This window comes from Streptomyces sp. NPDC001406 (genome assembly GCF_042895285.1).
Classification (GTDB): Bacteria; Actinomycetota; Actinomycetes; order Streptomycetales; family Streptomycetaceae; genus Streptomyces.
In genome coordinates this window covers 92,971-116,970 of record NZ_JBIAWG010000015.1, presented here as the reverse complement: position 1 = coordinate 116,970, position 24,000 = coordinate 92,971, and the positions used below count along the sequence as shown (strand labels likewise).

The following is a 24,000-nucleotide window of genomic DNA, read 5'->3' as shown; positions in this document are numbered from 1 at the left end:
AGACCGGGCGGGGGAGGCGTTCGACGGCCGGACTTTCGAAGATCAGGGGAGTCTCGGGGGTGGACCCTGATGCTCCGCCACTCGGCCCGTGTGACCATCGATGGCATGCCGGAAGCCGCAGCAGCGCCCATCGACGACCCGCGGCCACCGCGCAAGCTCTACCGCAGCAGCGACGGCCGCTGGCTCGGTGGTGTCGCGCGGGGCCTCGCCGGGCACCTCGGGCTGCCCGTGATCTGGGTGCGGCTGGTGTTCGTCGGCCTGCTCATGGCCGACGGCCTCGGCGCGCTGCTGTACGCCGCGTTCTGGTTCTTCGTGCCGCTCGGCGTCGGCGGCGTCGGCGGCCAGAAGCCGCCGTCCCTGGTCGGCACCGAGACCTCGCCGGACGGCCGGCGCAGACTCATCGCGCGTAAACCGGACAAGGGCCAGATCGTCGCGCTGCTCCTCATGGTCGTCGTGGCCATGGTCTTCGTCAGCAACGTCAACCTGGGCAGCGGAGCCAAGGCGTATCTCCTGCCCGCCGTCCTGGTCGGCGCGGGCGTCGCCCTGGTCTGGCGCCAGGCGGACAACGCCCGCCGGGCCCGCTGGGTCGAGGTCGGCAGCCGCCGCCGCACCCTGACCCTGCTGCGCACCGGCGGAGGCGTCCTGCTGGTCACCGCGGGCGTCTCCGGCATTTTCGTCCTGCAGGGCTCCGCCGCCCACCTCGGCTCGGTCCTCCAGGCCGCCCTCGCGGTCCTCGTCGGCATAACGCTGCTCGCCGGGCCGTACCTCGTGCGGATGACCCAGGACCTCTCCGAGGAGCGTCTGATGCGTATCCGCGCCCAGGAGCGCGCCGAGGTCGCCGCCCATGTCCACGACTCGGTGCTGCACACCCTCACCCTGATCCAGCGCAACGCGGAGAACGCGAACGAGGTGCGCCGCCTCGCCCGCGCCCAGGAGCGCGATCTGCGTACCTGGCTGTACAAACCCGAGGGCACCGGCAAGGACGAGGCCGACGAACCGGACAGCCTCGCCGACGCGGTCCGGCGCAACGCCGCCGAGGTGGAGGACAAGCACGGCGTCCCGATCGAGGTCGTCGTGGTCGGCGACTGCCCCCTCGACGAGCGGATCGCCGCACAGATGCAGGCCGCGCGCGAGGCGATGGTGAACGCCGCCAAGTACGGTGGCGAGGGCGGCGCCGTGCAGGTCTACGCCGAAGTCGAGGGCAGGACGGTCTTCGTGTCCGTCCGCGACCGCGGTCCGGGCTTCGATCTAGATTCGATACCCGCCGACCGCATGGGCGTCAGAGAATCGATCATCGGCCGCATGGAACGCAACGGCGGTACGGCACGGCTGCGGTCGGTGCCGGACGGCGGCACGGAGGTCGAGCTGGAGATGGAGAGGGCGGAGAAGACGTCATGAGCGACGCGACCGAGGCGAACGGCACGGCGGGAGCGGCGGAGGGAGGCGGCGCGACGTCCGGGCGTCGCGTCCGGGTGGTCCTCGTCGACGACCACCGTATGTTCCGTACGGGTGTCCAGGCCGAGATCGGCCAGACCGAGCAGACCGGCGTCGAGGTCGTCGGCGAGGCCGCGGACGTCGACCAGGCCGTCACGGTGATCACCGCGACCCGGCCCGAAGTGGTGCTCCTCGACGTCCACCTCCCGGGCGGCGGCGGTGTCGAAGTGCTGCGCCGCTGCGCCCCGTTGATGGCCGACACCGAGCGGCCGGTCCGCTTCCTCGCGCTGTCCGTGTCGGACGCGGCGGAGGACGTGATCGGTGTGATCCGCGGCGGTGCCCGGGGCTATGTCACCAAGACGATCACCGGCACGGACCTGGTCGACTCCGTCTTCCGTGTCCAGGAGGGCGACGCGGTCTTCTCCCCGCGGCTGGCCGGCTTCGTCCTCGACGCCTTCGCCTCCACCGACGCCCCGCCGGTCGACGAGGACCTCGACCGCCTCACCCAGCGGGAGCGGGAGGTACTGCGGCTGATCGCCCGCGGCTATGCGTACAAGGAGATCGCCAAGCAGTTGTTCATCTCGGTGAAGACGGTCGAGTCCCATGTCTCGGCGGTCCTGAGGAAGCTCCAGCTGTCCAACCGGCACGAACTGACCCGGTGGGCCACGGCACGTCGGCTGGTGTGAACGGGGGCTCGCGCAGCGGACCTCACACCACCCGCGTCGCCCCCGCGAACGGCATCTCGTCGATCGGCGCCAGGCGTACGGGCGCCGAGGGGTTCGGGGCGTGGATCATCTGGCCGTTGCCGACGTAGATGCCGACGTGGCTGATGCCGGAGTAGAAGAAGACCAGGTCGCCGGGCTGGAGTGCGGAGCGGGAGACCCGTCGGCCCGCGTTGATCTGGGCGTAGGTGGTGCGGGGGAGGGAGATGCCGGCGGAGCGGTAGGCGGCCTGGGCGAGGCCCGAGCAGTCGAAGGCGTCCGGGCCCGTTGCGCCCCACACATAGGGGCTGCCGAGCTTCTGGTAGGCGTACGCGACGGCCGCCGCGGCACGGGAGTCGGGGGCCGCGGTGGAGCCGGGGGCGGTCAGGGCGTCCCGCGTGTCCGAGGCCGACCTGGAGGCGTGGCCGGTGGCAGCCGCGGTAGCTGTGCCGCCGTCCGTCGTGACCCGCGCCCGCTCCTGCGGGGTGAGCCCGGACAGCAGCTCTCTCGCCTCGCCGAGCTTCCCGGTGACCGTCTTCTTCTGCCGCTTCAGCTCGGCCTGCCGTGACCTGAGCGACACCAGCTCGACATGGGCGGCGCCGCGCAGCTGTTCGATCTCCCGGAGCTGTCCCCGCACCCGGGCCACGGCCTGGGACTGCCGGTCGCCCGCCCGCTCGGCGAACGCCGTGCCCTCCAGATACCGGTCGGGATCGCCGGAGAGCATCAGCTGCACCGTGGGATCGAGCCCACCGGCGCGGTACTGCGCCGCCGCGACGGAACCCAGCGCGTCCCTCGCCGAGTTGAGCTTCTGCTCCTTGCGGGCCGCCTCGTCCCGCAGCGACTTCAGCCGCTGCTCCGCCGAATCCGCCTTCTCCTTCGCGCCGTTGTACTTCTCGGTGGCGACCTCCGCCTCCTGGTACAGCTTGTCGACCCTCGCCTTGACCTGGGCCGGCGTCAGCTGCGGCTCGGCGTGCCCGGTCCCCTCGAAGCCCGTTGCCGTGGCCGCGCCCGCCAGGGCGATGGTCACGGCCGTGCGGGCGGTGTTGCCGCCCAGCGAGCGCTGTCGGGGCCTTCGGTGCACTGCCACCTGGACCGTCACGTCCTCTCGTACGACCTGGCCGGCTACGCGTCCGGCGGCGGCCCGCACGGGGGGAGCGGGCCGCCGCCGGACCTTTCTCGGCGGAGGTGGCCGGCTGCCGCCCCTGGCCCGGGCGGCGGTGGGGAGCCGGTCACCTGGTGGAGGACGCTAAACCTGACGGTGTCGGCTCGGTAACGTCATGTATGGAAGTGCCCGCATCGGACTTCGCGGTGACCGTATGTGACCGTGATCGGGGTCCGGAGCCGCCGTCTTCACACAGCGCGATGACCGAAGCGGCGGTTCCGCGGTGCACGGGGGCGGTGGGGTGCTATGGGGCGCATATATGCGGGGGATTAGGCTCCCGCCTCATGGACGTACTCATCCATCTCTTCGTCGGCCTGCACATCATCGGCATCGCCGCGCTCCTCGGCGGCTTCCTCACCCAGATGAAGGCGATGGGCCGGGGCACCGCCCGCTTCGTCCCCGCAATGCTGCACGGCGCGCTGACCATGCTGGTCACCGGCGTGATCCTGGTCGGCCTCAACCAGGCCGACGGCCACCACATCAACGCCGTCAAGATCGGCGTGAAGCTGGCCCTGCTGATCGTGATCCTCGGGCTCGTCTATGTGAAGCGGGACGAGGAGACGGTGGACAAGCGCCTGTTCGGGCTGGTGGGCCTGCTGACCACGGCGAACATCTTCATCGCCGTGCTGTGGACGTGACCGGGCTCAGCGCACGGCCCTGAGCCCCGCGCGGGCCGACCGGACCGCACCGGCGGCGACCGCGAGCCAGACAACCACGGAGATCCACACCAGCACCTGTCCGGGCCGTTTTAGCCACGGGATGCCGAGGGCGGCCGCGACGGAGAGCGTCGCCGTCGCCGTCATCCCCATCGGGAACACCGTCGACCAGCGGCGTACGTCGAAGCGCGGCCGAGGGCGCACCACCTCGGCGGTCAGGAGCACGACGTAACAGCTCAGATCGAGGACGAGCAGCGCGAGGGCCGTGTCGCGCAGGACGCCGAGGTTGTCGTCGTCCCACAGGTACAGCCGCGCGCTGTCGGCGGAGATCAGCTTCGCGGCGGCCAGCGCCGAGATCGCGAGCGCGCCGCCCGCGATCCACTGGTCCCCGGGCCCCTCGATCACCTGCCGCACGTCGAACCTGGCCAGGGCGAACCCGTAGAGCACGAGGCCCAGCCAGAACAGCACGAGCGCCGCGTGGGCGAGCCATGCCGTGGCGGCCCAGTGCGGAGAAACGGGTGCCCAGCACGGCGGTCGCGGCGACGGCGGTGAGCGCGCCCGGCGTCCGCGCCTCGGCCACCCAGCGCCTGCGCTGCCACAGCAGCCCCACGGTGAAGTCCACGGCCGACGCCAGCCAGGCGACCGAGGCCATCGCGAGGGCGATCAGGGACAGTGCCTCGTACCCCGCCAGCTGCAGCCCGACCGACACGATGCCGGTCGCCATCACGGCGGCCCCGGCCGCCGGCGGGCGCCGCTTCCACCAGGCGCGAAGGGGTGAGGAGGCGGGCATGGGCCCGATGCTAGGGAGCCGCGCGCGCCTTGCGAGCGGGGCACGCGCGCGCGTGCCGGGAAAAACGCGCGGGTGCGGGACAGGGTCGCGTGCGCCTGCGGTTCACGACGGCCGCGGCGCTCGCATCACCACGGCTGCAGCGCTCGCGCCCCTGCCCCACGGAGGTCTCTCACGCCGGCCGCACCACGCTGTGGATGATCGACGCGCCGCCGTAGTAGATCGACTCCTCGCGGACGTAGGCGCCGGGCTTCGGGGCGTGGATCATCATGCCGTTGCCGATGTAGATGCCGACGTGGCTGATGTCGTCGTAGAAGAAGATCAGGTCGCCGGGCTCGGCATTGGTGAGCGAGACCGTGGTGCCCGCGTTGACCTGGTCCCAGGTGGTGCGCGGAAGGCTGACGCCCGCGGCCCGCCAGGCGGCCGAGGTGAGGCCGGAGCAGTCGTAGGAGTCGGGGCCGGTGGCGCCCCAGACGTACGGCTTGCCGATCTGGGCGCGGGCGAAGGCGATCGCCTTCTCCGCCTTGGTGGCGTACGTGGAGTCCGAGGTCGAGCCGGTCGAGCCCGTCGAACCCGTCGAGGTGGACGAGTCCGAGGAACCCGAGGAGCCCGAAGAACTGGACGAGCTCGAGGAGCTCGCGGCGGCGGCCTTCTTCGCCGCCTCCGCGGCCGCCTGCTTCTTGGCCAGCTCCGCGGCCTGGCGCGCGGCCTCCTCCTGCTTCTGCTTCTCGATCGCGGCGAGCCGGGCCTTCTCCTGCGCCGTCAGCTTGGACAGCAGTTCGCGCGCCGAGGAGAGCTTCTTCTGGACGGTGGCCTTGGCCGTCTTCAGCTCGTTCTGCGACTCGGTCAGCGTCTGGAGGCTCTTGGCGGCTTCCTGCCGCTTCTTCATGGTCGCCGACTGCTGTGTGATGTAGTCGTCGATCGCGCCCTTCTGCCGCGAGGTCATCCGGCCCATCAGCTGGGTCTGGTCGAAGTAGTCCTGCGGGGAGTTCGAGAGCAGGAAGGTGGCGGTGTCGGGCGCGGCGGTCCCGGTGCGGTACTGGGCGGCGGCGAACGTACCCAGTTCCTCACGCGCCTTGTTGAGCTTGTCCGTGCGCCGCGCCACGTCGTCCAGCAGGGTGTCGACGTTCTTGCGCTGCTGGCCGGACTTCTCCTTGGCCGCGTTGTACTTCTCGGTCGCCGACTCCGCCTGGCGGTAGAGGTCGTCGACCTTCTTCTCGACTTCCTCGATGCTCGGCTTGCCGTCGGCGGAGGGCGTGGCGTTGGCGGTCTGGGAGAGCAGGGCCACGGAGGTGAGCGCGGCGGTGGCGATGGCGGGGGTGCGTATTCCTGTTACCAGGGCACTCGCGGGGCGCGACTTGCGGTGCGACGCCAAGGGAGGCGACTCCTTCCATGTTCCGCCTACCGAGTTAGCTGTCGGGTTCGGGCGGGTGGTTCGGAAGGGTTGCCCTACGGCCTTTCTCCGGGTGGAGGTTGGGCCGATTCACCCCAAGGTCGGTTGGGTCCCCGGCTCCGGCTGCCGTGGCGGGCACACCGGACTCGGCGGAGGCCGCGCGGCCCGGCGACGTTCGCCGGTGGGGGTCGTACGGCCCGCCCGAGACGGTAGCCAACTGGTGTGGCCCGTGTGAAGGTTGATGGGCGATATGCCCGATACATTTTTGTGACCTGATGCAGAATTCCGCCCGTGTGACAGCATGCCTCCGGAGCGTGAGACAGTTGTCCGGCTCATGCATCGGGAAGATCCCCCCGCGCGCGGGGCCGGTCCTGTTTCCGGGGCGGCGGCCGTTTGTCGGTGGGGCGCCCTAGACTCGGAGAGCGATGAGCAGCCTCTTTGACGACAGCTTCCTGGCGGACCTCCAGACCCCTCACGGGCGCGAGGAGGAGCCCCCGCCGCCCGAGGACGATCACGCTCCGGAGTCGGTTCCGGACGATCTGTTCGGCGGGAAGTTCGACGTGCCGCCGGACCGGGACGACTACTACCGCGACGGCGCCCCGCGCCCGGTGATCGACGCAGCGGCGCTGCTGGAGGGGCTGAACGAGAACCAGCGCGCGGCCGTCGTGCACGCCGGTTCCCCCCTGCTCATCGTGGCCGGCGCCGGCTCCGGCAAGACCCGTGTGCTCACGCACCGCATCGCCCACCTGCTGGCCGAGCGGAACGTGCACCCGGGGCAGATCCTCGCGATCACCTTCACCAACAAGGCCGCGGGCGAGATGAAGGAGCGCGTCGAGCACCTCGTCGGCCCGCGCGCGAACGCGATGTGGGTGATGACCTTCCACAGCGCGTGTGTGCGCATCCTGCGCCGCGAGAGCAAGAAGCTCGGCTTCACCTCGTCGTTCTCGATCTACGACGCCGCCGACAGCAAGCGCCTGATGGCCCTGGTCTGCCGCGACCTGGAGCTCGATCCCAAGCGCTTCCCGCCGAAGTCCTTCAGCGCCAAGATCTCGAACCTGAAGAACGAGCTGATCGACGAGGAGGACTTCGCCGCCCGAGCCACCGACGGCTTCGAGAAGACCCTCGCCCAGGCCTACGCCATGTACCAGTCGCGGCTGCGCGAGGCGAACGCCCTCGACTTCGACGACCTGATCATGACGACGGTCAACCTGCTGCGCGCCTTCCCGGACGTTGCCGAGCACTACCGCCGCCGCTTCCGCCACGTCCTCGTCGACGAGTACCAGGACACCAACCACGCCCAGTACGCCCTCGTGCGCGAGCTCGTCGGCACCGCCGGGCACCCGGTGGACGTACCGCCGAGCGAGCACGACCTCCAGCCCGCCGAGCTGTGCGTCGTGGGTGACGCCGACCAGTCCATCTACGCCTTCCGCGGCGCGACGATCCGCAACATCCTCCAGTTCGAGGAGGACTACCCGAACGCGACGACGATCCTCCTGGAGCAGAACTACCGCTCCACCCAGACGATCCTCTCCGCCGCAAACGCGGTCATCGAGCGCAACGAGTCCCGCCGCCCCAAGAACCTGTGGACCAACGCGGGCGCGGGTGCGCGGATCACCGGCTATGTCGCCGACACCGAGCACGACGAGGCACAGTTCGTCGCCGACGAGATAGACCGTCTCACGGACGCGGGCGAGGCGAAGGCGGGCGACGTCGCCGTCTTCTACCGCACCAACGCCCAGTCCCGTGTCTTCGAAGAGGTCTTCATCCGCGTCGGCCTGCCCTACAAGGTCGTCGGCGGCGTCCGCTTCTACGAGCGCAAGGAGGTCCGGGACGTCCTGGCCTACCTGCGTGTCCTGGCCAACCCGGAGGACTCCGTGCCGCTGCGCCGGATCCTCAACGTCCCCAAGCGCGGTATCGGCGAGCGTGCCGAGGCGATGATCGACGCCCTCGCCCAGCGCGAGAAGATCAGCTTCCCGCAGGCGCTGCGCCGGGTCGACGAGGCATACGGCATGGCGGCGCGCTCGACGAACGCCGTCAAGCGGTTCAACGTGCTGATGGAGGACCTCCGTACGATCGTCGAGTCCGGCGCGGGGCCGGCCACGGTCCTTGAGGCGATCCTCGAACGCACCGGCTATCTTGCCGAGTTGCAGGCCTCCACCGACCCGCAGGACGAGACCCGCATCGAGAACCTCCAGGAACTCGCCGCCGTGGCCCTGGAGTTCGAGCAGGAGCGCGAGGAGGGTGCGGCGACATCAGGGGCTGCCGCCCCGGGAGGCACGCTGGCCGACTTCCTGGAGCAGGTCGCGCTGGTCGCCGACTCGGACCAGATCCCCGACGAGGACGAGGAGGGCTCGGGCGTCATCACCTTGATGACCCTGCACACCGCCAAGGGCCTGGAGTTCCCGGTCGTCTTCCTCACCGGCATGGAGGACGGCGTCTTCCCGCACATGCGCGCCCTCGGCCAGAACAAGGAGCTGGAGGAGGAGCGGCGCCTGGCGTACGTCGGCATCACCCGCGCGCGGGAGCGGCTGTATCTCACGCGGTCGTCGCTGCGCAGCGCCTGGGGACAGCCGTCGTACAACCCGCCCTCCCGCTTCCTGGAGGAGATCCCGCCCGCCCATGTGCAGTGGAAGCGGACGGGAGCGGCGGCGCCGGTCTCCTCCGGACCGGCTTCCGGTGTGGCGGCCTCGCTGTCCTCGTCCCGCTCCCGCTCGTCGGCGTCGGGCGCGTCCGGGTTCGCCACGAAGCGGGTCTCGTCGAAGCCGGTGGTGTCCCTGGCCGTCGGGGACAGGGTCACCCACGACCAGTTCGGCCTCGGCACGGTCCTCGCGGTGACGGGCGAGGGGGACAACGCCCAGGCGACGATCGACTTCGGTGACGCGAAGCCGAAGCGGCTGGTGCTGCGCTACGCGCCGGTGGAGAAGCTGTAGACGCATGCGACGAGGCCCCGCCGATCGGAAGGTCCGGCGGGGGCTGGGTCACTCGTGGAGAAGGCGCGGACCTACGTCGGGTCCAGGCCATGGCTGCGAAGCCACGGCAGCGGGTCTATGGCCGAACCGCCCGCCGGCCGGACCTCGAAGTGCAGATGCGGGCCGGTCGAGTTGCCCGAGTTGCCCGAGTAGGCGATCGGCTGCCCGGCCTTGACGCTCGTACCGGAGGCGACCCGGTAGCTGGAGAGGTGGCAGTACCAGGTCTCCGTGCCGTCCTTGGCCGTCACGATCATCATGTTGCCGTAGGCGCTGTTCCACTGGGTGCGGGCCGTGCCGTCGGTCGCGGCCATCACGGTCGTGCCGTACGAGACGGGGAAGTCGATGCCCGTGTGCACGGACATCCAGTTCACGCCCGCCTGACCGAAATAGGCGCTGAGCCCTTTCTGCATGACCGGAAGCGCGTACTTCGGGCGCAGCCGCTCCTTGCGGGCCGCTTCGGCCGCGGCCTTCTTCTGCTGGGCCAGCTGCTGTGCCTTGAGGTCGATGCGCTCCTGGGTGCGGCTGGCCCGGTCGGCGAAGTCGTCGGCGCCGGCGGAGAGGCTCTCCAGCTGGGTGTCCAGCTGGTTGTTGACGGCGGACGGTTTCACCGACTTCGTCTCCGCCGCGGACGCGCTGGTGTCCTTGCCGCCGCCGATCAGGTTCAGATTGCCCACGGAGGCGGCGGCGATCCCGGCCACCCCCATCACACAGGCCGAAGGCACGGCCACGGTCAGCAGCGCGGAGCGCTTGGGCGTACGGCGGCGGGAACGCGCACCGCCGCGTGACCCCGCACGGGTGGACGGGAGCGGGGTGAACTCTTCCTGATCGTCCAGCAGTGGCGTTACTGCGGGCAATTCGCCCGTGGCCGTCGACTCGTCCTCGTCCGGGGCGGCCCCCTCGAAGGCGTCGTCCTCGTAATCCGCGTAGTCCTCGTAGGTCTCGTAGCCGAGTTCCTCGTGGGCGGGATTCTCGTACGACACCTGGTCGAAAGTGGTGGTCGCCTGCTGGTCGAAGGGTTCGGCCTGCCGCTCGGGCTCGGTGGCCACGACGCTGCCGTCGGAGTTCCACTGCGTGGCGTCGTACGTACCGGTCTCGTAGGCCTGCGTGCCCCATTCCCACTGCTGGGTCGGGGCGGCGCCGGTGTGCTGCTCGGGCTGGAGCCAGGCGTTCGCGTCCCACTGGCCGCTGATGTCGTTCCCCGTGGCCTGATGGGGGATCGTCCAGGCGGTGCTGTCGTAGGCGCCGCTGTCGTAGGCGGCGTGGTGCTGGGCCGCGTACGGGTCGTAGTTCAGCGTGTGGTGCCCGCTGGTCTGCCACTGCGTGGTGTCGTACGCGCCCGTGGTGTGACCCCCGCCCGGGAGATTCCCGAAGAGCGGGTCGGTCTCGAAGGCCGAGGCGGCGGTGTGGGCACCGGTGGCATAGCCGTCCGTGCCGTATCCGGCGTACGAGGTGAGGTCGCCGTACTGGGCCTCCTGTCCGCCGTACGACGCGTAGGGCGCCGAGGCGGCATCGGAAGCCGGAGCCGGGGAGGTCATGATTCCCGACGGGTGACGGTCGTTCACCAACTTCTCTTTCGCCTCGACAACAGGGGCTGCCAGAGCAGTGCGGCGACTGTACCCGGCGGTATGCGGGCGCGACAATCTTCGGAAGGTTTCGCGCCCGAAGGAAACGGGCATTCGGCCGTGTTTCGGGGGACGATGGACGCGGGTTTGGCTTTGTGTTCGAAGATTGTTCGACATTCGGTTGTCTGCCGGTCCCGCTAAGTCGGCGAGTCCGGGCGGCTGTTGCGCCGCCCGGACTCGCCCCGGTATGACCCTGTTACGACCCTGTTCTCACGCCACGGTCAGCCCGCCGGCCGGCCTGGCGACCTCCACTTCCGGGTGTTCGGAGTCGAGTGCATCCCGTATCCCGGCCGCGACGGCCGGGTGGACGGGAAGGGCGAGATGCCCGATTCCCATCACTTGTATGTTCTGTGCCATAAGGTCGGGATGGTCGATACGGGCGGTTTCCGGCTCGTCCATCAGGGCGTCGAGGTCGCTCCAGAAGCAGAAGAAGCGCGTACGGCAACCGGGCGCCGGCCCGGCCAGCTCCTCCAATACCTGCGAACCGGGACGCAGCTGGCGCACGATCGGGTGCGCGTTCGCCAGCGGGAGCACCCGGGTGCCGGAGTGCGGGGTGCCGAGCGTCACCAGCGTGCGGACCCGGAGGTCACCGGCGAGCCGCTGTACGTAGTAGCGCGCGATCAGTCCGCCCAGGCTGTGCCCCACGATGTCGACCTGCGGGCTCCCCGTGCGCTCGCAGATCTCCTCGATGTGCCGGGCGAGCAGCTCGGCCGCGGTGCGGATGTCCCGGGTCAGCGGTGAGTAGTTGAGCGACTCGACGCGCTGTCTGCCGTGCTGGGCGAGGTTGCGGCGCAGCAGGACGAAGACCGAACGGTTGTCGATGAAGCCGTGCAGCAGGACGACCGGAGGGTCCGGTGTGGCCGGCAGCTGCGCGGTGCCGTCCGGCAGGGGTGTCGCCTGTGTGGGGGAGCGACGCTCCTGGGTGATACCGGTGGGATAGAGAACGATGTGCCCGGCCAGGATCGCGAGCTCCAGGGCGGTCGCCTTGAGAAGGGCCATGGAGAGCCCCGTGAGTCTGCCCGGCAGGAGCCGCTGGCAGAGCGGAACCAGGGGCTCCAGTGCCTTGGTGACCTTCATGGCCGACCTCCTGTCGGCACGCAGGAGGACGGCCCGATCCCCCGTGTGCCCTCATGGGCAGCCGCAGTGGGGGCGGCCGCCGGTGCCTGAGTGGCACGCGCGGGTTGGATGAGGCGTGCGGCGCATGCGGCGCCGATGACTTGACGAGGCGTCCTGCCGGCGTGGTGACGAGGCTCCCCGCTGTCGTGCCTTACCTGCCCTGTGTGCCCTTCGTGCCCGCGCGGACCACGCTGCGGCTCCCGAACGTGTCCCACCGTGTGATTTCCCCCTCTGTCATCACCGTGAAACTGCCGGTTGAGGGATGCTGGAGATAACGTTCGTTCACTTCGCGACGGGTGGCGGAACGCGCGGAATGTGCGGTACTTGTCGGTACGGATGGATGTAGTCGCTTCATGGAGGCAGTGATGGGTGTGGCAGCCGGTCCGATCCGCGTGGTGGTGGCCAAGCCGGGGCTCGACGGCCACGATCGCGGGGCCAAGGTCATCGCGCGTGCGCTGCGCGACGCCGGTATGGAGGTCATCTACACCGGACTCCACCAGACCCCGGAGCAGATCGTCGACACGGCGATCCAGGAGGACGCCGACGCGATCGGTCTGTCCATCCTCTCCGGTGCCCACAACACCCTCTTCGCGGCGGTCATCGACCTCCTCAAGGAGCGGGACGCCGAGGACATCCTGGTCTTCGGCGGCGGCATCATCCCCGAGGCGGACATCCCGCCGCTCAAGGAGAAGGGTGTTGCCGAGATCTTCACGCCCGGGGCCACCACGGCCTCGATCGTGGACTGGGTGCGGCAGAACGTCCGCCAGCCCGCCGGCGCGTAGTCCCTGCGGCGCCGGGTCGACGAGGGTCACCGCGCGGGTGCGGTTCAGCGCACCCGCGGTGCACCCGGCTCCGGCCTCACCCCCAACTCGTCGGCCATCGCGGCGCGCAGCCGCAAGGTGGTCACGAGCCGCTGGAACGCCTCCGCCCAGTAGCCCCCGGCGCCGGGCGACGCGTCCTCCTTCTCGTCCGGCACCGCCAGCAGCCCGTCCAGCCGCGACGCCGCCGCGGGATCCAGGCACCGCTCGGCCAGCCCCATCACCCCACTGAAGCTCCACGGGTAACTCCCCGCTTCCCGGGCGATGTCGAGCGCATCCACCACCGCCCGTCCGAGCGGCGGGGCCCAGGGCACGGCGCACACCCCGAGCAGTTGGAACGCCTCTGACAAACCGTGCGTCGCGATGAAGCCGGCCACCCATTCGGCGCGCTCCCGGGTGTCCAGAGTGCCCAGCAGCTTCGCCCGCTCCGCCAGGGAGACCGCTCCCGGGCCCCCGGCCTCGGGCGCGGAGGGCGCTCCGAGCAGAGCCCGGGCCCACTCCGGGTCCCGCTGCCGAGCCGCGGCCCGGCACCACGCCGCATGCAGCTCGCCCTGCCAGCCGTCCGCAACCGGCAGTGCCACGATCTCCCGCGGCGTACGACCGCCGAGCCGTCCCGGCCATGTTCCGAGCGGCGCCGCCTCCACCAACTGGCCCAACCACCACGATCGCTCCCCTCTACCCGAAGGAGGTTTGGCCACGACACCGTCTCTCTCCATCCTCGTATCGCACTCAAGCGGCGCCTCGACCGCGATCGTCGGAATGTCGCGCGTGTGGTCGACGGCCACGCAGGCTCCGGCCCGCACCGCCATCCGCGCGGCCAGCGCCGAGTTCGGCAGCGCGGACAGCAACTCCGCCGCCGTCGCCCGTACATTGCGGCTGCGATCGCCCAACGCCTGCTCCAGGAACGGCTCGTCGTCGGCGGACAGCCCCGTGCGCAGCGAGTCGAGGAACATCAGGCGGTCCTCCGCCCGCTCCGTCGCCCAGGTCGCGGCCAGCAGGTCGCGTGCGGCCGCGGGCCTGCGTGCCCGTATCGCGGCGAGGAGGGCGACCCGCTCGGCGAACAGCCCTTCCTGCCACAGCCGTTGCACCTCGCCCGCGGCGGAGTCGTCGTCGGGGTCCGGCAGCGACGTCCCACTGCCCGGGGCCGCGCGCAGGGCGAAGCGCCAGTCCGGGTTCAGCCGGGCCAGCCACAGCGCACGCGGTCCCGCGAACGCCAGCGCCGCCGGCCGCAGGTCCGTACGCCCACGGGCCGCGTCCAGCAGTGCGGGCAGGGACTGCGGGGGCGCGGCGAACCCTCGCGCGTTCGCCGCCGCGAGCCACTGGGGCAGCAGCTCCATCAGATCCGGCGAGGTGCCCCGCCTGCCGCCGCCCGTGCCGGGACGGTCGGCCAGCAGCATCACGAGCCTGCGGGCCGCCGCGGCGGGCAGCGGAGGGCGCGGGTCCTCGGCGGCCGGCTCCGGACGCCGGGCGGCTTGCGCCGGACGCAGCCCCGCCCGCCGCCGCACGGTCTCCACGGCCGCCGCGTCCAGCAGCGCGACCGGAGCCTCCCGCCCCGGCGCACCGCCGACGGGCGCGCGCCGGTCCGTGCCGAGCAGTGCCGCGGTGACGAGCTCCTCCCAGGTGCTCGGGGCGCTCGGGGTGCCCGCGGCACCCGCGCCGTTCGCGATGCCCGCCGCACCCGCCGTCCCCACGGAAGCCGGGTTCCCGTTCATACAACGCCCCTCTCCATCGGTCGTCCTGCGGTGCCGGGCCCCCTCAGCACAGCGGCACCGCCTCTCCCGCTCCCTGTGGCCATGCCGTGAGCGGGGTGAAGCCGCGGTGGCCGCACTCGCCGAAGACCTTGACCGGTGCGCCGCCGGAGAGGGCGACGAGCCGCCACAGACCGGGGCGGGAACGGGCGGTCGGGCTGAGCGGCAGCGCCGAGTCCCCGTCGGCGTCGGCCAGTTGCCAGGAGTCGCCGTCCGGGATCGGTAGGACGCGGTCCAGCGTCACCGGGACCGCGTCCAGCCATGGGTCGTCCCGCAGCGCCTCTCCGTACCGTGCGGCCGCCCGGGCCGTCGTCACCCCCGGGGGCCGTATCACGGCCGGCGCGGGCGGGGCGAACTGCTCGCCCAGCGCCGCCCGCAGCTGTCCCGCCCCGGGATAGGCGGACACCTCGGCCTCCAGGGCCAGCCCGACCGGCAGCGCAAGCTCCGGAGCCCGGCCGGCCGCGCCGTAGGAGAGGAGCAGACGGATGCGGTCCGACTCGGCGCCGTACAGCCAGATCCGGCGCGTCGTCAGTTTTGCTTCCGCCGTGTCGTACTGGGCGAGGACCAGCCAGCGGTCGCGCACCGGCGGGCCGTCCGCCGAGGCGGGCAGGCCGACACGGGAACGCACCGTCGACGCGAGGCCGTCCGGGAGCCGCTCACGGCGCAACCAGCCCTGGTCGAGCAGATGCAGCAGCGCACACTCCTCCAGCAGCCGCACCGGCCAGCCCGGCCCCGACCCCGGGATCGCCCCCAACTCCCGCACCCGGGCCGCCAGTCCCGGCGCCTGCGCGTCGACCATGCGGGCCGCGGTCTCCTCCCACAGCCCGTACCCCGCCTGCTCCGCCGAGGCCAGGCCGCCGCGCAGCAGATCCGCCAGGCGCTGCTCCAGCTCGGTCGCCCCCGCCGTGACCCGCTCCGCCCGGCGCTCGGCCCGGCGCCGCGCCGCCTCGGGATCGGCGGACCCGGACCCGGAACCCCCGCCGCCCGACTCCCTTTTCTCCTGCGCTCGTTTCTTCCGGCCCGCGATCCACTGCTCGGCCCAGTCCGGAGCCTCCGTCGTCGGCACCGCACCGTCCCCGCCCGCCCACAGCAGCAGCAGTCCGATCGCGTGCTTGCACGGGAACTTACGGCTGGGACATGAGCACTTGTATGCCGGACCCGCCGCCTCCGCGATGTCGACGACCGTCTGATACGGCTTGCTGCCGCTGCCCTTGCACAGCCCCCACACCGTCCCCTCGTCGGAACTCCCCGCCTCGGACCACGGTCCGGCCGCGCCGAGTTTGCTTCCCGCTTTGCGTGACGCGACGTCAGGCGCCAGTGCCAGCACCTGGTCCGCGGTCCAGCGCACCCCCTGCTGAGTCATGCCATCGAAGGTAGATCCCGCCACTGACAATCGGCCCTGCCGCCGTGTTTTCGCAGGTCGGAACGGATTGTCAGTGGCGTGGTGCACGGTTGGTGACAGACCGAACCGGCCGAGCTGGAGGGGGCCTCAGCCATGACTGTGTCCGTGGAAGCAACGTCCGTACAGGCAGCCGATGCGGCCGAAGCACTCGTGAAGGAACCGGCCGAGGCGCTGCGGCCGCACGCCGAGGACGCGTTCGCCGCCGAACTCGCCGCGCTGGCGGCCCAGGACGACCGCCCGCGCCCGGCCCGCTGGAAGCTGTCGCCGTGGGCGGTGGCGACGTATCTGCTCGGCGGCACACTGCCGGACGGCACGGTGATCACACCGAAGTACGTGGGCCCGCGCCGTATCGTCGAGGTCGCGGTCACCACACTCGCCACCGACCGCGCACTCCTCCTGCTCGGCGTGCCCGGCACCGCCAAGACCTGGGTGTCGGAACACCTGGCCGCCGCCGTCAGCGGCGACTCGACGCTCCTGGTGCAGGGCACGGCCGGCACCCCGGAGGAGGCGATCCGCTACGGCTGGAACTACGCGCAGCTGCTCGCCCACGGCCCCAGCCGTGACGCGCTCGTGCCCAGCCCGGTCATGCGGGCCATGGCCGAGGGCATGACGGCCCGCGTGGAGGAGCTGACCCGCATCCCGGCCGACGTCCAGGACACGCTGATCACGATCCTGTCCGAGAAGACCCTGCCGATCCCGGAGCTGGGCCAGGAGGTGCAGGCGGTCCGCGGCTTCAACCTGATCGCCACGGCCAACGACCGCGACCGCGGGGTCAACGACCTGTCCAGCGCCCTGCGCCGCCGCTTCAACACGGTGGTGCTGCCGTTGCCGGAGAGCGCCGACGCCGAGGTCGACATCGTCTCGCGCCGCGTCGACCAGATCGGCCGCTCCCTCGATCTGCCGGCCGTGCCCGACGGCATGGACGAGATCCGCCGGGTGGTGACCGTCTTCCGGGAGCTGCGCGACGGCCTCACCGCCGACGGCCGTACGAAGCTGAAGTCGCCCAGCGGCACGCTGTCCACGGCCGAGGCGATCTCCGTCGTCACCAACGGCCTTGCGCTGGCCGCCCACTTCGGCGACGGCATACTGCGGCCGGCCGATGTCGCCGCGGGCATCCTCGGCGCCGTCGTCCGCGACCCGGCGGCCGACCGCGTCGTGTGGCAGGAGTACCTGGAGACGGTCGTGCGCGAGCGGGACGGCTGGAAGGACTTCTACCGGGCCTGCCGGGAGGTGAGCGCGTGAGCGGGTCCGAGTGGGAGCGGGCGTTCGACTCCGGGCCGCTGCTGCTCGGGGTGCGGCACCACGGGCCCGGGTCGGCGCGGGCCGTGCGGGCCGCGCTGGACGCGGCCCGCCCGAGGGCGGTGCTCCTCGAAGGGCCGACCGAGGCCGACGCGCTGATCCCGCTGGCCGCCGACGAGGACATGCGCCCTCCGGTCGCGCTCCTTGCGCACGCCGTGGAGGAGCCCGGACGGTCGGCCTTCTGGCCGCTGGCCGAGTTCTCCCCCGAGTGGGTGGCGATCCGCTGGTCCCTGGAACACGGGGTCCCGGCCCGCTTCATCGACCTGCCGGCCGCGCACACGCTCGCCTGGGGGAGTGAGGAGGGGGAGTCTCCCGGGGGCGACGCCGGGGCCGATGCCGATGCCACCGACGAGCCCGGGTCCGGGCCCGACGTGCGCGTCGACCCGATCGCCGTGCTCGCCGAGTCCGGAGGCTACGACGACCCCGAGCGCTGGTGGGAAGACGTGGTCGAACACAGGGGTGAGCATCTGGGCGCGGCGCTCGCGCCGTTCGCCGCACTTGAGGAGGCCATGGGGGCGCTGCGGGAGACGTACGGCGCCGGTGGGCACGCCCGGGACCTTGTGCGCGAGGCCCATATGCGGCTCCAACTGCGAGCGGCGCAGCGCGAGTTCGAAGACGCCGTGGCCGTGGTGTGCGGGGCCTGGCACGTGCCCGCCCTGCGGCAGAAGGTCTCCGTCGCCGCCGACCGGGCCCTGCTGAAGGGGCTGCCCAAGGCCAAGGTGGACATGACCTGGGTGCCGTGGACGCACCGCAGGCTGTCCCGGTCCAGCGGGTACGGGGCGGGCATCGACTCGCCGGGCTGGTACGGGCACCTGTTCGGCGCGCCGGACCGGCCGGTGGAGCGGTGGCTGACCAAGGTGGCCGGGCTGCTGCGCGAGGAGGACCGGATCGTGTCCTCGGCGCATGTCATCGAGGCGGTGCGGCTGGCGGAGACGCTCGCCGCGATGCGGGGCCGCCCGCTGGCCGGGCTGAGCGAGACGACCGATGCCGTCCGTGCGGTGATGTGCGACGGCTCCGACGTACCGCTGGCGCTGGTGCACGACCGGCTGGTGGTGGGGGACCTGCTGGGCGAGGTGCCCGACGCGGCGCCCGCGGTGCCGTTGCAGCGGGACCTGGCCCGGCTGCAGCGTCGGCTGCGACTCAAACCGGAGGCGCTGGAGCGGGAGTTGGAGCTCGACCTGCGCAAGGAGACCGACGCCGGACGCAGCAGGCTGCTGCACCGGCTGCGGCTGCTGGGCGTCGGCTGGGGCGAGCCCAGGGAGTCGCGGGGCAGCACGGGCACGTTCCGGGAGACCTGGCGGCTGCGCTGGGAGCCGGAGCTGTCGGTGCGGGTCGCCGAAGCCGGGGTCTGGGGCACGACGGTGCTCGGCGCCGCGACCGCCAAGGCCGAGGCGGACGCCGTGGCCGCGCAGGCCCTCGCCGAGGTCACCGCGCTCGCCGAACGCTGTCTGCTCGCCGAACTGCCGGACGCGCTCCCCGTGGTGATGCGGGTGCTCGCCGACCGCGCGGCCCTCGACGCCGACGTCGGCCACCTCGCCCAGGCGCTCCCGGCCCTGGTCCGCTCCCTGCGCTACGGCGATGTACGCGGCACCGACACGCGGGCCCTCGCCGAGGTCGCCGCCGGCCTCGCCGAGCGGATCTTCGTCGGCCTGCCCCCGGCCTGCGCCGCCCTGGACGCGGACGCGGCCGAGGAGATGCGGCGTCATGTGGACGAGGTGCACGGGGCGGTGGGCCTGCTGGGGGAGGTCTCCGCCGACGGCCGCGAGGACCCGCCCGCCCCCGGAGCCGGCGGCCTGCGCGCACGCTGGCGCTCGGTGCTGCGCGTCCTGTCCGGGCGTGACACGGTGCCCGGGGTCATCCGGGGGCGGGCCGTGCGGCTGCTGCTGGACGAGGGGGAACTGGGCCAGGACGAGGCGGCGCGGCTGATGGGGCTCGTGCTGTCCCCGGGGACACCGCCGCCGGACGCGGCCGCGTGGATCGAGGGCTTCGTCGGCGGCGGGGGCGGGATGCTGCTGGTCCACGACGAGCGGCTGCTCCGCCTGGTCGACGCCTGGCTCACCGGGGTGCCGGCGGAGGCGTTCACGGACGTGCTGCCGCTGCTGCGGCGGACGTTCTCGGCGTACGAGCCGGGGGTGCGCAGAACCCTGGGCGAACTGGTGCGGCGCGGACCGGGTGAGCGGGGGAGCGCGGCGGCCGGCCGGGGGGCCGGCATACCGGGCTTCGCCCCGGAGCCGGACACCGAGCGCGCCGACGCCGTACTGCCCCTCGTCCGGCTGCTGCTCGGCCTGGACGAGGAGGAGACGGGCGAGGAGGAAAAGGGCAAGGGGGAGAAGGGCAAGGACGACAAGGCCGAGCGGGAGAAGGCCGACGACAGCGACTTCGTGGGGGTGGGCACATGACGACCGAGCCGACAGCGGTGGACAGCGCCGACCCGGCACCGGAGCGGCTGCGGCGCTGGCGGCTGGTACTCGGGGGCGACACGGCCGACGGAACCGGCTGCGCGCTGTCCGGGCAGGACGCCGCGATGGACGGAGCGCTCGCCGCCCTCTACGGCAAGGGGGACAAACCGCAGACGGGGCGGGACCGTTCGGCCGGGCTCGGGGCGTCGGCGCCGTCGGTGGCGCGCTGGCTCGGGGACATCCGGACCTACTTCCCCTCCTCGGTCGTCCAGGTGATGCAGCGGGACGCCATCGACCGGCTCGGCCTTGCCTCCCTGCTCCTCGAACCGGAGATGCTGGAGGCGGTGGAGGCCGATGTGCACCTGGTCGGCACGCTGCTCTCGCTCAACAAGGCGATGCCGGAGACCACCAAGGAGACGGCACGGGCCGTCGTGCGCAAGGTAGTCGAGGACCTGGAGAAGCGGCTCGTCACCCGCACCCGGGCCACGCTCACCGGCGCCCTCGACCGCAGCGCCCGGGTCAGCCGGCCGCGCCACCACGACATCGACTGGAACCGCACGATCGCGGCCAACCTCAAGCACTACCTGCCCGAGTACCGCACGGTCGTGCCGGAGCGGCTGATCGGATACGGACGCGCGGCCCAGTCGGTGAAGAAGGAGGTCATCCTCTGCATCGACCAGTCGGGGTCGATGGCGGCGTCCGTCGTCTACGCGTCCGTGTTCGGGGCGGTGCTTGCCTCCATGCGGTCGATCAGCACCCGGCTCGTGGTCTTCGACACGGCCGTGGTCGACCTCACCGACCAGCTCGACGACCCCGTCGACGTCCTCTTCGGCACCCAGCTCGGCGGTGGCACGGACATCAACCGGGCGCTGGCGTACTGCCAGTCGCAGATCACCCGGCCCGCCGAGACGGTGGTGGTGCTCATCAGCGATCTGTACGAGGGAGGGATACGGAACGAGATGCTCAAGCGGGCCGCGGCGATGAAGGCGTCGGGAGTGCAGTTCGTCACGCTGCTCGCGCTGTCGGACGAAGGGGCGCCCGCCTACGACCGGGAGCATGCGGCCGCGCTCGCCGCTCTGGGGGCACCTGCCTTCGCCTGTACGCCCGATCTGTTCCCGGACGTGATGGCGGCGGCGATCGAGAAGCGTCCCCTTCCGATACCGGACACCGTGTGATGTCGGGCGGGAAAAGGGACATGAGTACCCATCGGTAACGGGGGGCTTGCGCAACCTCGGGCGTGCCGTGCGAGGATCGGGCTCGCCCGCGATGTGCCAACTCGTCACGTGTTCCGCCGCACGGGAGGACCCGTCCCCTCTTGACCTCAGCAGCAGTCCAGCCCGTCACCGGCGTGCGCGTGTTGCGCACGGCGGCGGGACGACGTGCCCTGCAACTGGGGCTGCTGATGGCCGGTCTGTTCGCGCTCGGACTCCTCTGCGGGGAGCGGGCACACGCCGCGGAGGGGACGCCGGCGGGCACCTCGACCACCTCGGCCGCCTCCGCCACGTCGGTCGCGTCCGTGTCGTCGGCCGTGACGGACGTGACGGACGCAGTGCGGGCCACTGCGCGGAAGGCACCGACGAAGAGTGTCGTAGGGGAAGTTGCCGCCTCGGTCACCGCCCCGGTCACCGCTCCGGTCGAGCACACCGGTCGCCGTGCGCCGGCTGCCGTGCCCCCGGTGGACCAGGACGCCGTCGCGTCCGTGACCCGTCGTGCCACGCGGCCGGTCGGGGACCTGGTGGGCGCCGTGACGCGGCAACTGGACACGGTGCGCGGCAAACTGCCTGCCCTGCCCGCGACTCCCTCGCTGCCAGGGCTTCCCGAACTCCCCGGAATGTCCGAGCTGCCCGGCCGGTTGCTGCCGGCGCCGGTCACCTCGGTACCCGGGACGACGCAGCACGGGGCGGCTCGGCCGGCTGCCGCGTCCGGTGAGGACGTCCGGGGCGCAACGGCCCGTACGCCGAAGCCCGCGAGGAACGGCGCGTACGGACCGGACCTCACCGCCGCCACTCCCGTACCGCGTTCCGCGGCGCACGCCGACGGTCATCGCGCCGCGGCCCCCGTCACCGCTCCGAGCAGCCCCGCGCCGACCGGCGACCAGGGCGGCGCGCCGTGCAAGTCGGCGGTCGACAACGGCTCTCCGAGGCACGGTGACGCATACGCCGTCACCCTGAACGACCGGGCGCCCGTGCGGCTCGCGCCCGGTGCCGCCGCGCGCGTCGACGCGGCCGGGACCCGGGACAGGCACCGGGACATTCCCGTCTTCCCCGGCTAGGACACCACGGCCACCTGCCCGCCGTGGACCTGTCGCGCGGGGGCGGAACAGGTCTGCCCGACCGTCCGGACACCCCTCCGAACTCCGGACGGCCCAAGTCCCAGTCGCACTTCCGACGTCCTCGCAGCCCCTGCGGCTCCGACGTCCGGGAATCCCTTAAGGATCTGACGCACGCATGAACAAGAACATCCGCCGTTCCATCGTCATAGCCGCCGGAGTGACCGGCGCGTGGGCGCTCGGCTCGACCGTGGCCAGCGCCGACGAGCTGCCCGCCTCGTCCCTGTCCGTCTCCGACACGACCTCCGGGCTCACCGGCACGGTCGACGGTGTCGTGTCCGACGTGCAGGACACGGTCACCGGTGTCACCGGCGGCGTGACCTCGACGGCCCAGAAGACCACCCAGAACACCACCGCGAACACCACCGCGAAGGCGCAGTCCACCGTGTCCGACACCCGGAGCAAGGCGGCCGGGGCCGGTCAGACGGCCGCCACCGCCGCCCACACCGCCACCGGCACGTCCACCGCCACCGCCGACCAGGCCCGCCGCTACGTGGACGCCAAGGTCCCGGCCGCCGCCAAGGTCAGGGGAGCCCAGGCCATCAACGGCGCCCGGGCGGCCCGTGCCGCGCAGGCCGCGACCCACCACGTGGCGGCGAGGGCGGAGGCGACGGCCACCGCCTCCGACGCGTCCTCCCCGCAGGACGAGATCGACTACCTGTTCGGCCCGCTGTCCTCCTTCGCCCCCGAGGTGGAGGAGGCCCTGGCCGCCGCCCAGACCAAGCTCCAGGCCACCCGGGCGGCCGCCCGCAGCCAGGCCCAGGGCGTCGACGGAGCCGTACGGACGAAGGCCGCGCAGACCGTTGCCACCGCGGGCCGCACGGGCCAGGGCGCGCTCGCCGGCGTCCAGGGCCGGGCCGCCGACGCCACGTCCGCCGCCCGGGCCTCCGTGTCCTCCGTGCCCGCGCACCTCACCGGCACCATGACGGCCGTTCCCGGCACGGTCACCCCGGTCGCGTACGAGGCGGCCGCCGAGGCCGTCCCGCCGGTCGCCACCGGCGCCGTGCACGGAGCCGTCCCGGTCGCCGGGCACGCCGTCCAGGGGGTCCAGCCGGTCGCCGGGGGCGCGGTCACGGGCGTGCGGGGCGTGGCCACGGGCGCGGTGAACGGCGTGACGCCGGTGGTCACCGCTGCCGTGCACGGGGTGACGCCCGTCGCCGGGGGCGCCGTCACGGGTGTACAGGGTGTTGCCGCGGGTGCCGTGGCCGACGTGCGGCCGGTCGTCGGCGGGGTCGTCGCCGACGTGCCGCCGTACGCCACCGGTGTGGTCGGCCAGGTCGCCCAGGACGGCACGCAGGGCATGCTGCCGCCCGTCGCCGGCACCGCCGTGCACGGGGTCGTGCCGGTCGCCGGACAGGCGGTGGCGGACGCCCAACTGCTCGCGTACGGCGTCGTGGGTGACGTCCACCCCTTCGCGGACGGCGTCGTCGGCGCCGTACCGCCGCTCGCGCACGGCGTGACCGGGCAGGTGGGTCCCTTCGCGCAGGGCGTGGCGCAGGAGGTCCCGCCGTTCGCGCACGGGGTGACCGGTGCCGTTCAGCCCGTCGTCGACACCGTCACCCGGACGGTGCAGCCGGTCGCGGGCAGCACCACGACGCTGGCGTACGGCGTGACGGGCGACGTCGCCCCGTTCGCGCACGGCGTGGCCGGTGAGGTCGACCCGTTCGCCCAGGGTGTCGCCCAGCAGGCCCAGCCCTTCGCGCAGGACCTGGCCGGCGGCACCGTCCACGCCGCGGGCCCGCTCGCCGGGCACGCCGTGCACGGCACGGCGGGTGTCGCCGATTCCGTGGCCCCGTCTCAGGTCGGGCACACGGGGTACATGAACACCTTGCACACCCTGCACAACGTGCACGACGGGCGCACCCAGGGCATCTGACCCAGGGCAGCTGAGGCGCCCCGTCCCGACCGGCTCCGTGGGGAGGGAGGTATCGGACGGCCGAATGCCGTCGGCGCGTCCGACCGACACCTCACGGATGGGGTCGGCTGGTCCCCATTGGGGTGGGGATCAGCCGCCCCGGGCCCTTCCGGGCCGCTCCAGAGGCCTCACCGGGTCAACCCCAGCCCGGTGAGGCCTCGCCGTTTCGGCACGCCGTGCCAGCGATCCCGGCATCGTGTGACAGGTATCACCGCTCACGTGTGACCCGCGATTTAGAGGCCTCCCGCAA

At 72.4% G+C, this 24,000-nt stretch carries 17 protein-coding genes and 1 riboswitch; of the genes, 10 read left to right on the top strand and 7 right to left on the bottom strand.

Annotated elements, in window-relative coordinates; genetic code table 11:
• The first annotated feature begins 69 nt into the window (after positions 1 to 69).
• The gene (locus tag ACFY1J_RS32975; RefSeq protein WP_390710142.1) at positions 70 to 1,398 is read left to right on the top strand and encodes a PspC domain-containing protein; all 1,329 of its coding nucleotides are present in this window, start codon (positions 70 to 72) and stop codon (positions 1,396 to 1,398) included.
• Positions 1,395 to 2,120, top strand: coding sequence for a LuxR C-terminal-related transcriptional regulator (locus tag ACFY1J_RS32970; RefSeq protein WP_390710141.1), 726 nt, complete (start codon positions 1,395 to 1,397; stop codon positions 2,118 to 2,120). The genes ACFY1J_RS32975 and ACFY1J_RS32970 overlap by 4 nt, the downstream gene beginning before the upstream one ends.
• 22 nt (positions 2,121 to 2,142) lie before the next feature.
• Here ACFY1J_RS32970 and ACFY1J_RS32965 read toward each other — a convergent pair whose 3' ends face one another.
• Complete coding sequence (locus tag ACFY1J_RS32965; RefSeq protein WP_390710140.1) at positions 2,143 to 3,222, bottom strand: NlpC/P60 family protein; 1,080 nt, start codon at positions 3,220 to 3,222, stop codon at positions 2,143 to 2,145.
• Between the two features lie 359 nt (positions 3,223 to 3,581).
• Here ACFY1J_RS32965 and ACFY1J_RS32960 point away from each other — a divergent pair, with 359 nt between their 5' ends.
• Complete coding sequence (locus ACFY1J_RS32960; RefSeq protein ID WP_390710139.1) at positions 3,582 to 3,935, top strand: hypothetical protein; 354 nt, start codon at positions 3,582 to 3,584, stop codon at positions 3,933 to 3,935.
• A 6-nt stretch (positions 3,936 to 3,941) separates the two neighbouring features.
• On the opposite strand, the gene ACFY1J_RS32955 is transcribed toward ACFY1J_RS32960, so the two are convergent.
• Both ACFY1J_RS32955 and ACFY1J_RS32950 read right to left on the bottom strand, forming a co-directional pair.
• Positions 3,942 to 4,421, bottom strand: a complete 480-nt coding sequence (locus ACFY1J_RS32955) for a hypothetical protein (RefSeq protein ID WP_390710138.1) — start codon at positions 4,419 to 4,421, stop codon at positions 3,942 to 3,944.
• Positions 4,422 to 4,912: 491 nt separating this feature from the next.
• Complete coding sequence (locus ACFY1J_RS32950) at positions 4,913 to 6,115, bottom strand: NlpC/P60 family protein (RefSeq protein ID WP_390710137.1); 1,203 nt, start codon at positions 6,113 to 6,115, stop codon at positions 4,913 to 4,915.
• A gap of 8 nt (positions 6,116 to 6,123) precedes the next feature.
• A riboswitch (cyclic di-AMP (ydaO/yuaA leader) is annotated at positions 6,124 to 6,295 on the bottom strand.
• 263 nt (positions 6,296 to 6,558) lie between these two features.
• Here ACFY1J_RS32950 and pcrA point away from each other — a divergent pair.
• Positions 6,559 to 9,063, top strand: coding sequence for a DNA helicase PcrA (gene pcrA, locus ACFY1J_RS32945; RefSeq protein WP_390732488.1), 2,505 nt, complete (start codon positions 6,559 to 6,561; stop codon positions 9,061 to 9,063).
• A gap of 71 nt (positions 9,064 to 9,134) precedes the next feature.
• Here the strand turns inward: pcrA and ACFY1J_RS32940 are convergent, their stop codons facing one another.
• Together ACFY1J_RS32940 and ACFY1J_RS32935 are read right to left on the bottom strand one after the other, a co-directional pair.
• Entirely contained in the window at positions 9,135 to 10,664 is a 1,530-nt protein-coding gene (locus ACFY1J_RS32940) for a M23 family metallopeptidase (protein ID WP_390732487.1), read from the bottom strand.
• Positions 10,665 to 10,934: 270 nt separating this feature from the next.
• Positions 10,935 to 11,801 (bottom strand): esterase/lipase family protein, encoded by an 867-nt coding sequence (locus tag ACFY1J_RS32935; RefSeq protein WP_390710134.1) that lies wholly within the window; start codon positions 11,799 to 11,801, stop codon positions 10,935 to 10,937.
• 404 nt (positions 11,802 to 12,205) lie between these two features.
• On the opposite strand from ACFY1J_RS32935, the gene ACFY1J_RS32930 reads away from it, so the two are divergent.
• Positions 12,206 to 12,622: a cobalamin B12-binding domain-containing protein gene (locus ACFY1J_RS32930; protein ID WP_316747512.1), complete on the top strand. Its 417-nt coding sequence runs from the start codon at positions 12,206 to 12,208 to the stop codon at positions 12,620 to 12,622.
• Between the two features lie 44 nt (positions 12,623 to 12,666).
• Here ACFY1J_RS32930 and ACFY1J_RS32925 read toward each other — a convergent pair whose 3' ends face one another.
• Complete coding sequence (locus tag ACFY1J_RS32925; protein WP_390710133.1) at positions 12,667 to 14,370, bottom strand: DUF5691 domain-containing protein; 1,704 nt, start codon at positions 14,368 to 14,370, stop codon at positions 12,667 to 12,669.
• 43 nt (positions 14,371 to 14,413) lie between these two features.
• Positions 14,414 to 15,769 carry an SWIM zinc finger domain-containing protein gene (locus tag ACFY1J_RS32920; RefSeq protein WP_390710132.1) on the bottom strand — a complete coding sequence of 452 codons (1,356 nt, stop codon included), beginning with the start codon at positions 15,767 to 15,769 and terminating at the stop codon, positions 14,414 to 14,416.
• A 132-nt stretch (positions 15,770 to 15,901) separates the two neighbouring features.
• On the opposite strand from ACFY1J_RS32920, the gene ACFY1J_RS32915 reads away from it, so the two are divergent.
• The 5 genes from ACFY1J_RS32915 (at position 15,902) to ACFY1J_RS32895 (ending at position 23,711) form a co-directional block, all read left to right on the top strand.
• Positions 15,902 to 17,050, top strand: a complete 1,149-nt coding sequence (locus ACFY1J_RS32915; protein WP_390710131.1) for an AAA family ATPase — start codon at positions 15,902 to 15,904, stop codon at positions 17,048 to 17,050.
• A complete protein-coding gene (locus ACFY1J_RS32910) occupies positions 17,047 to 19,506 on the top strand; it encodes a DUF5682 family protein (RefSeq protein WP_390732486.1) in 2,460 nt (819 codons plus the stop codon). The genes ACFY1J_RS32915 and ACFY1J_RS32910 overlap by 4 nt, the downstream gene beginning before the upstream one ends.
• On the top strand, positions 19,503 to 20,681 hold the full coding sequence (locus tag ACFY1J_RS32905; protein WP_390710129.1) for a VWA domain-containing protein: 1,179 nt from the start codon (positions 19,503 to 19,505) through the stop codon (positions 20,679 to 20,681). Before ACFY1J_RS32910 ends, ACFY1J_RS32905 begins: the two co-directional genes overlap by 4 nt.
• A gap of 140 nt (positions 20,682 to 20,821) precedes the next feature.
• The gene (locus ACFY1J_RS32900) at positions 20,822 to 21,778 is read left to right on the top strand and encodes a hypothetical protein (RefSeq protein ID WP_390710128.1); all 957 of its coding nucleotides are present in this window, start codon (positions 20,822 to 20,824) and stop codon (positions 21,776 to 21,778) included.
• A 175-nt stretch (positions 21,779 to 21,953) separates the two neighbouring features.
• A complete protein-coding gene (locus tag ACFY1J_RS32895) occupies positions 21,954 to 23,711 on the top strand; it encodes a hypothetical protein (protein ID WP_390710127.1) in 1,758 nt (585 codons plus the stop codon).
• Positions 23,712 to 24,000: the final 289 nt, after the last annotated feature.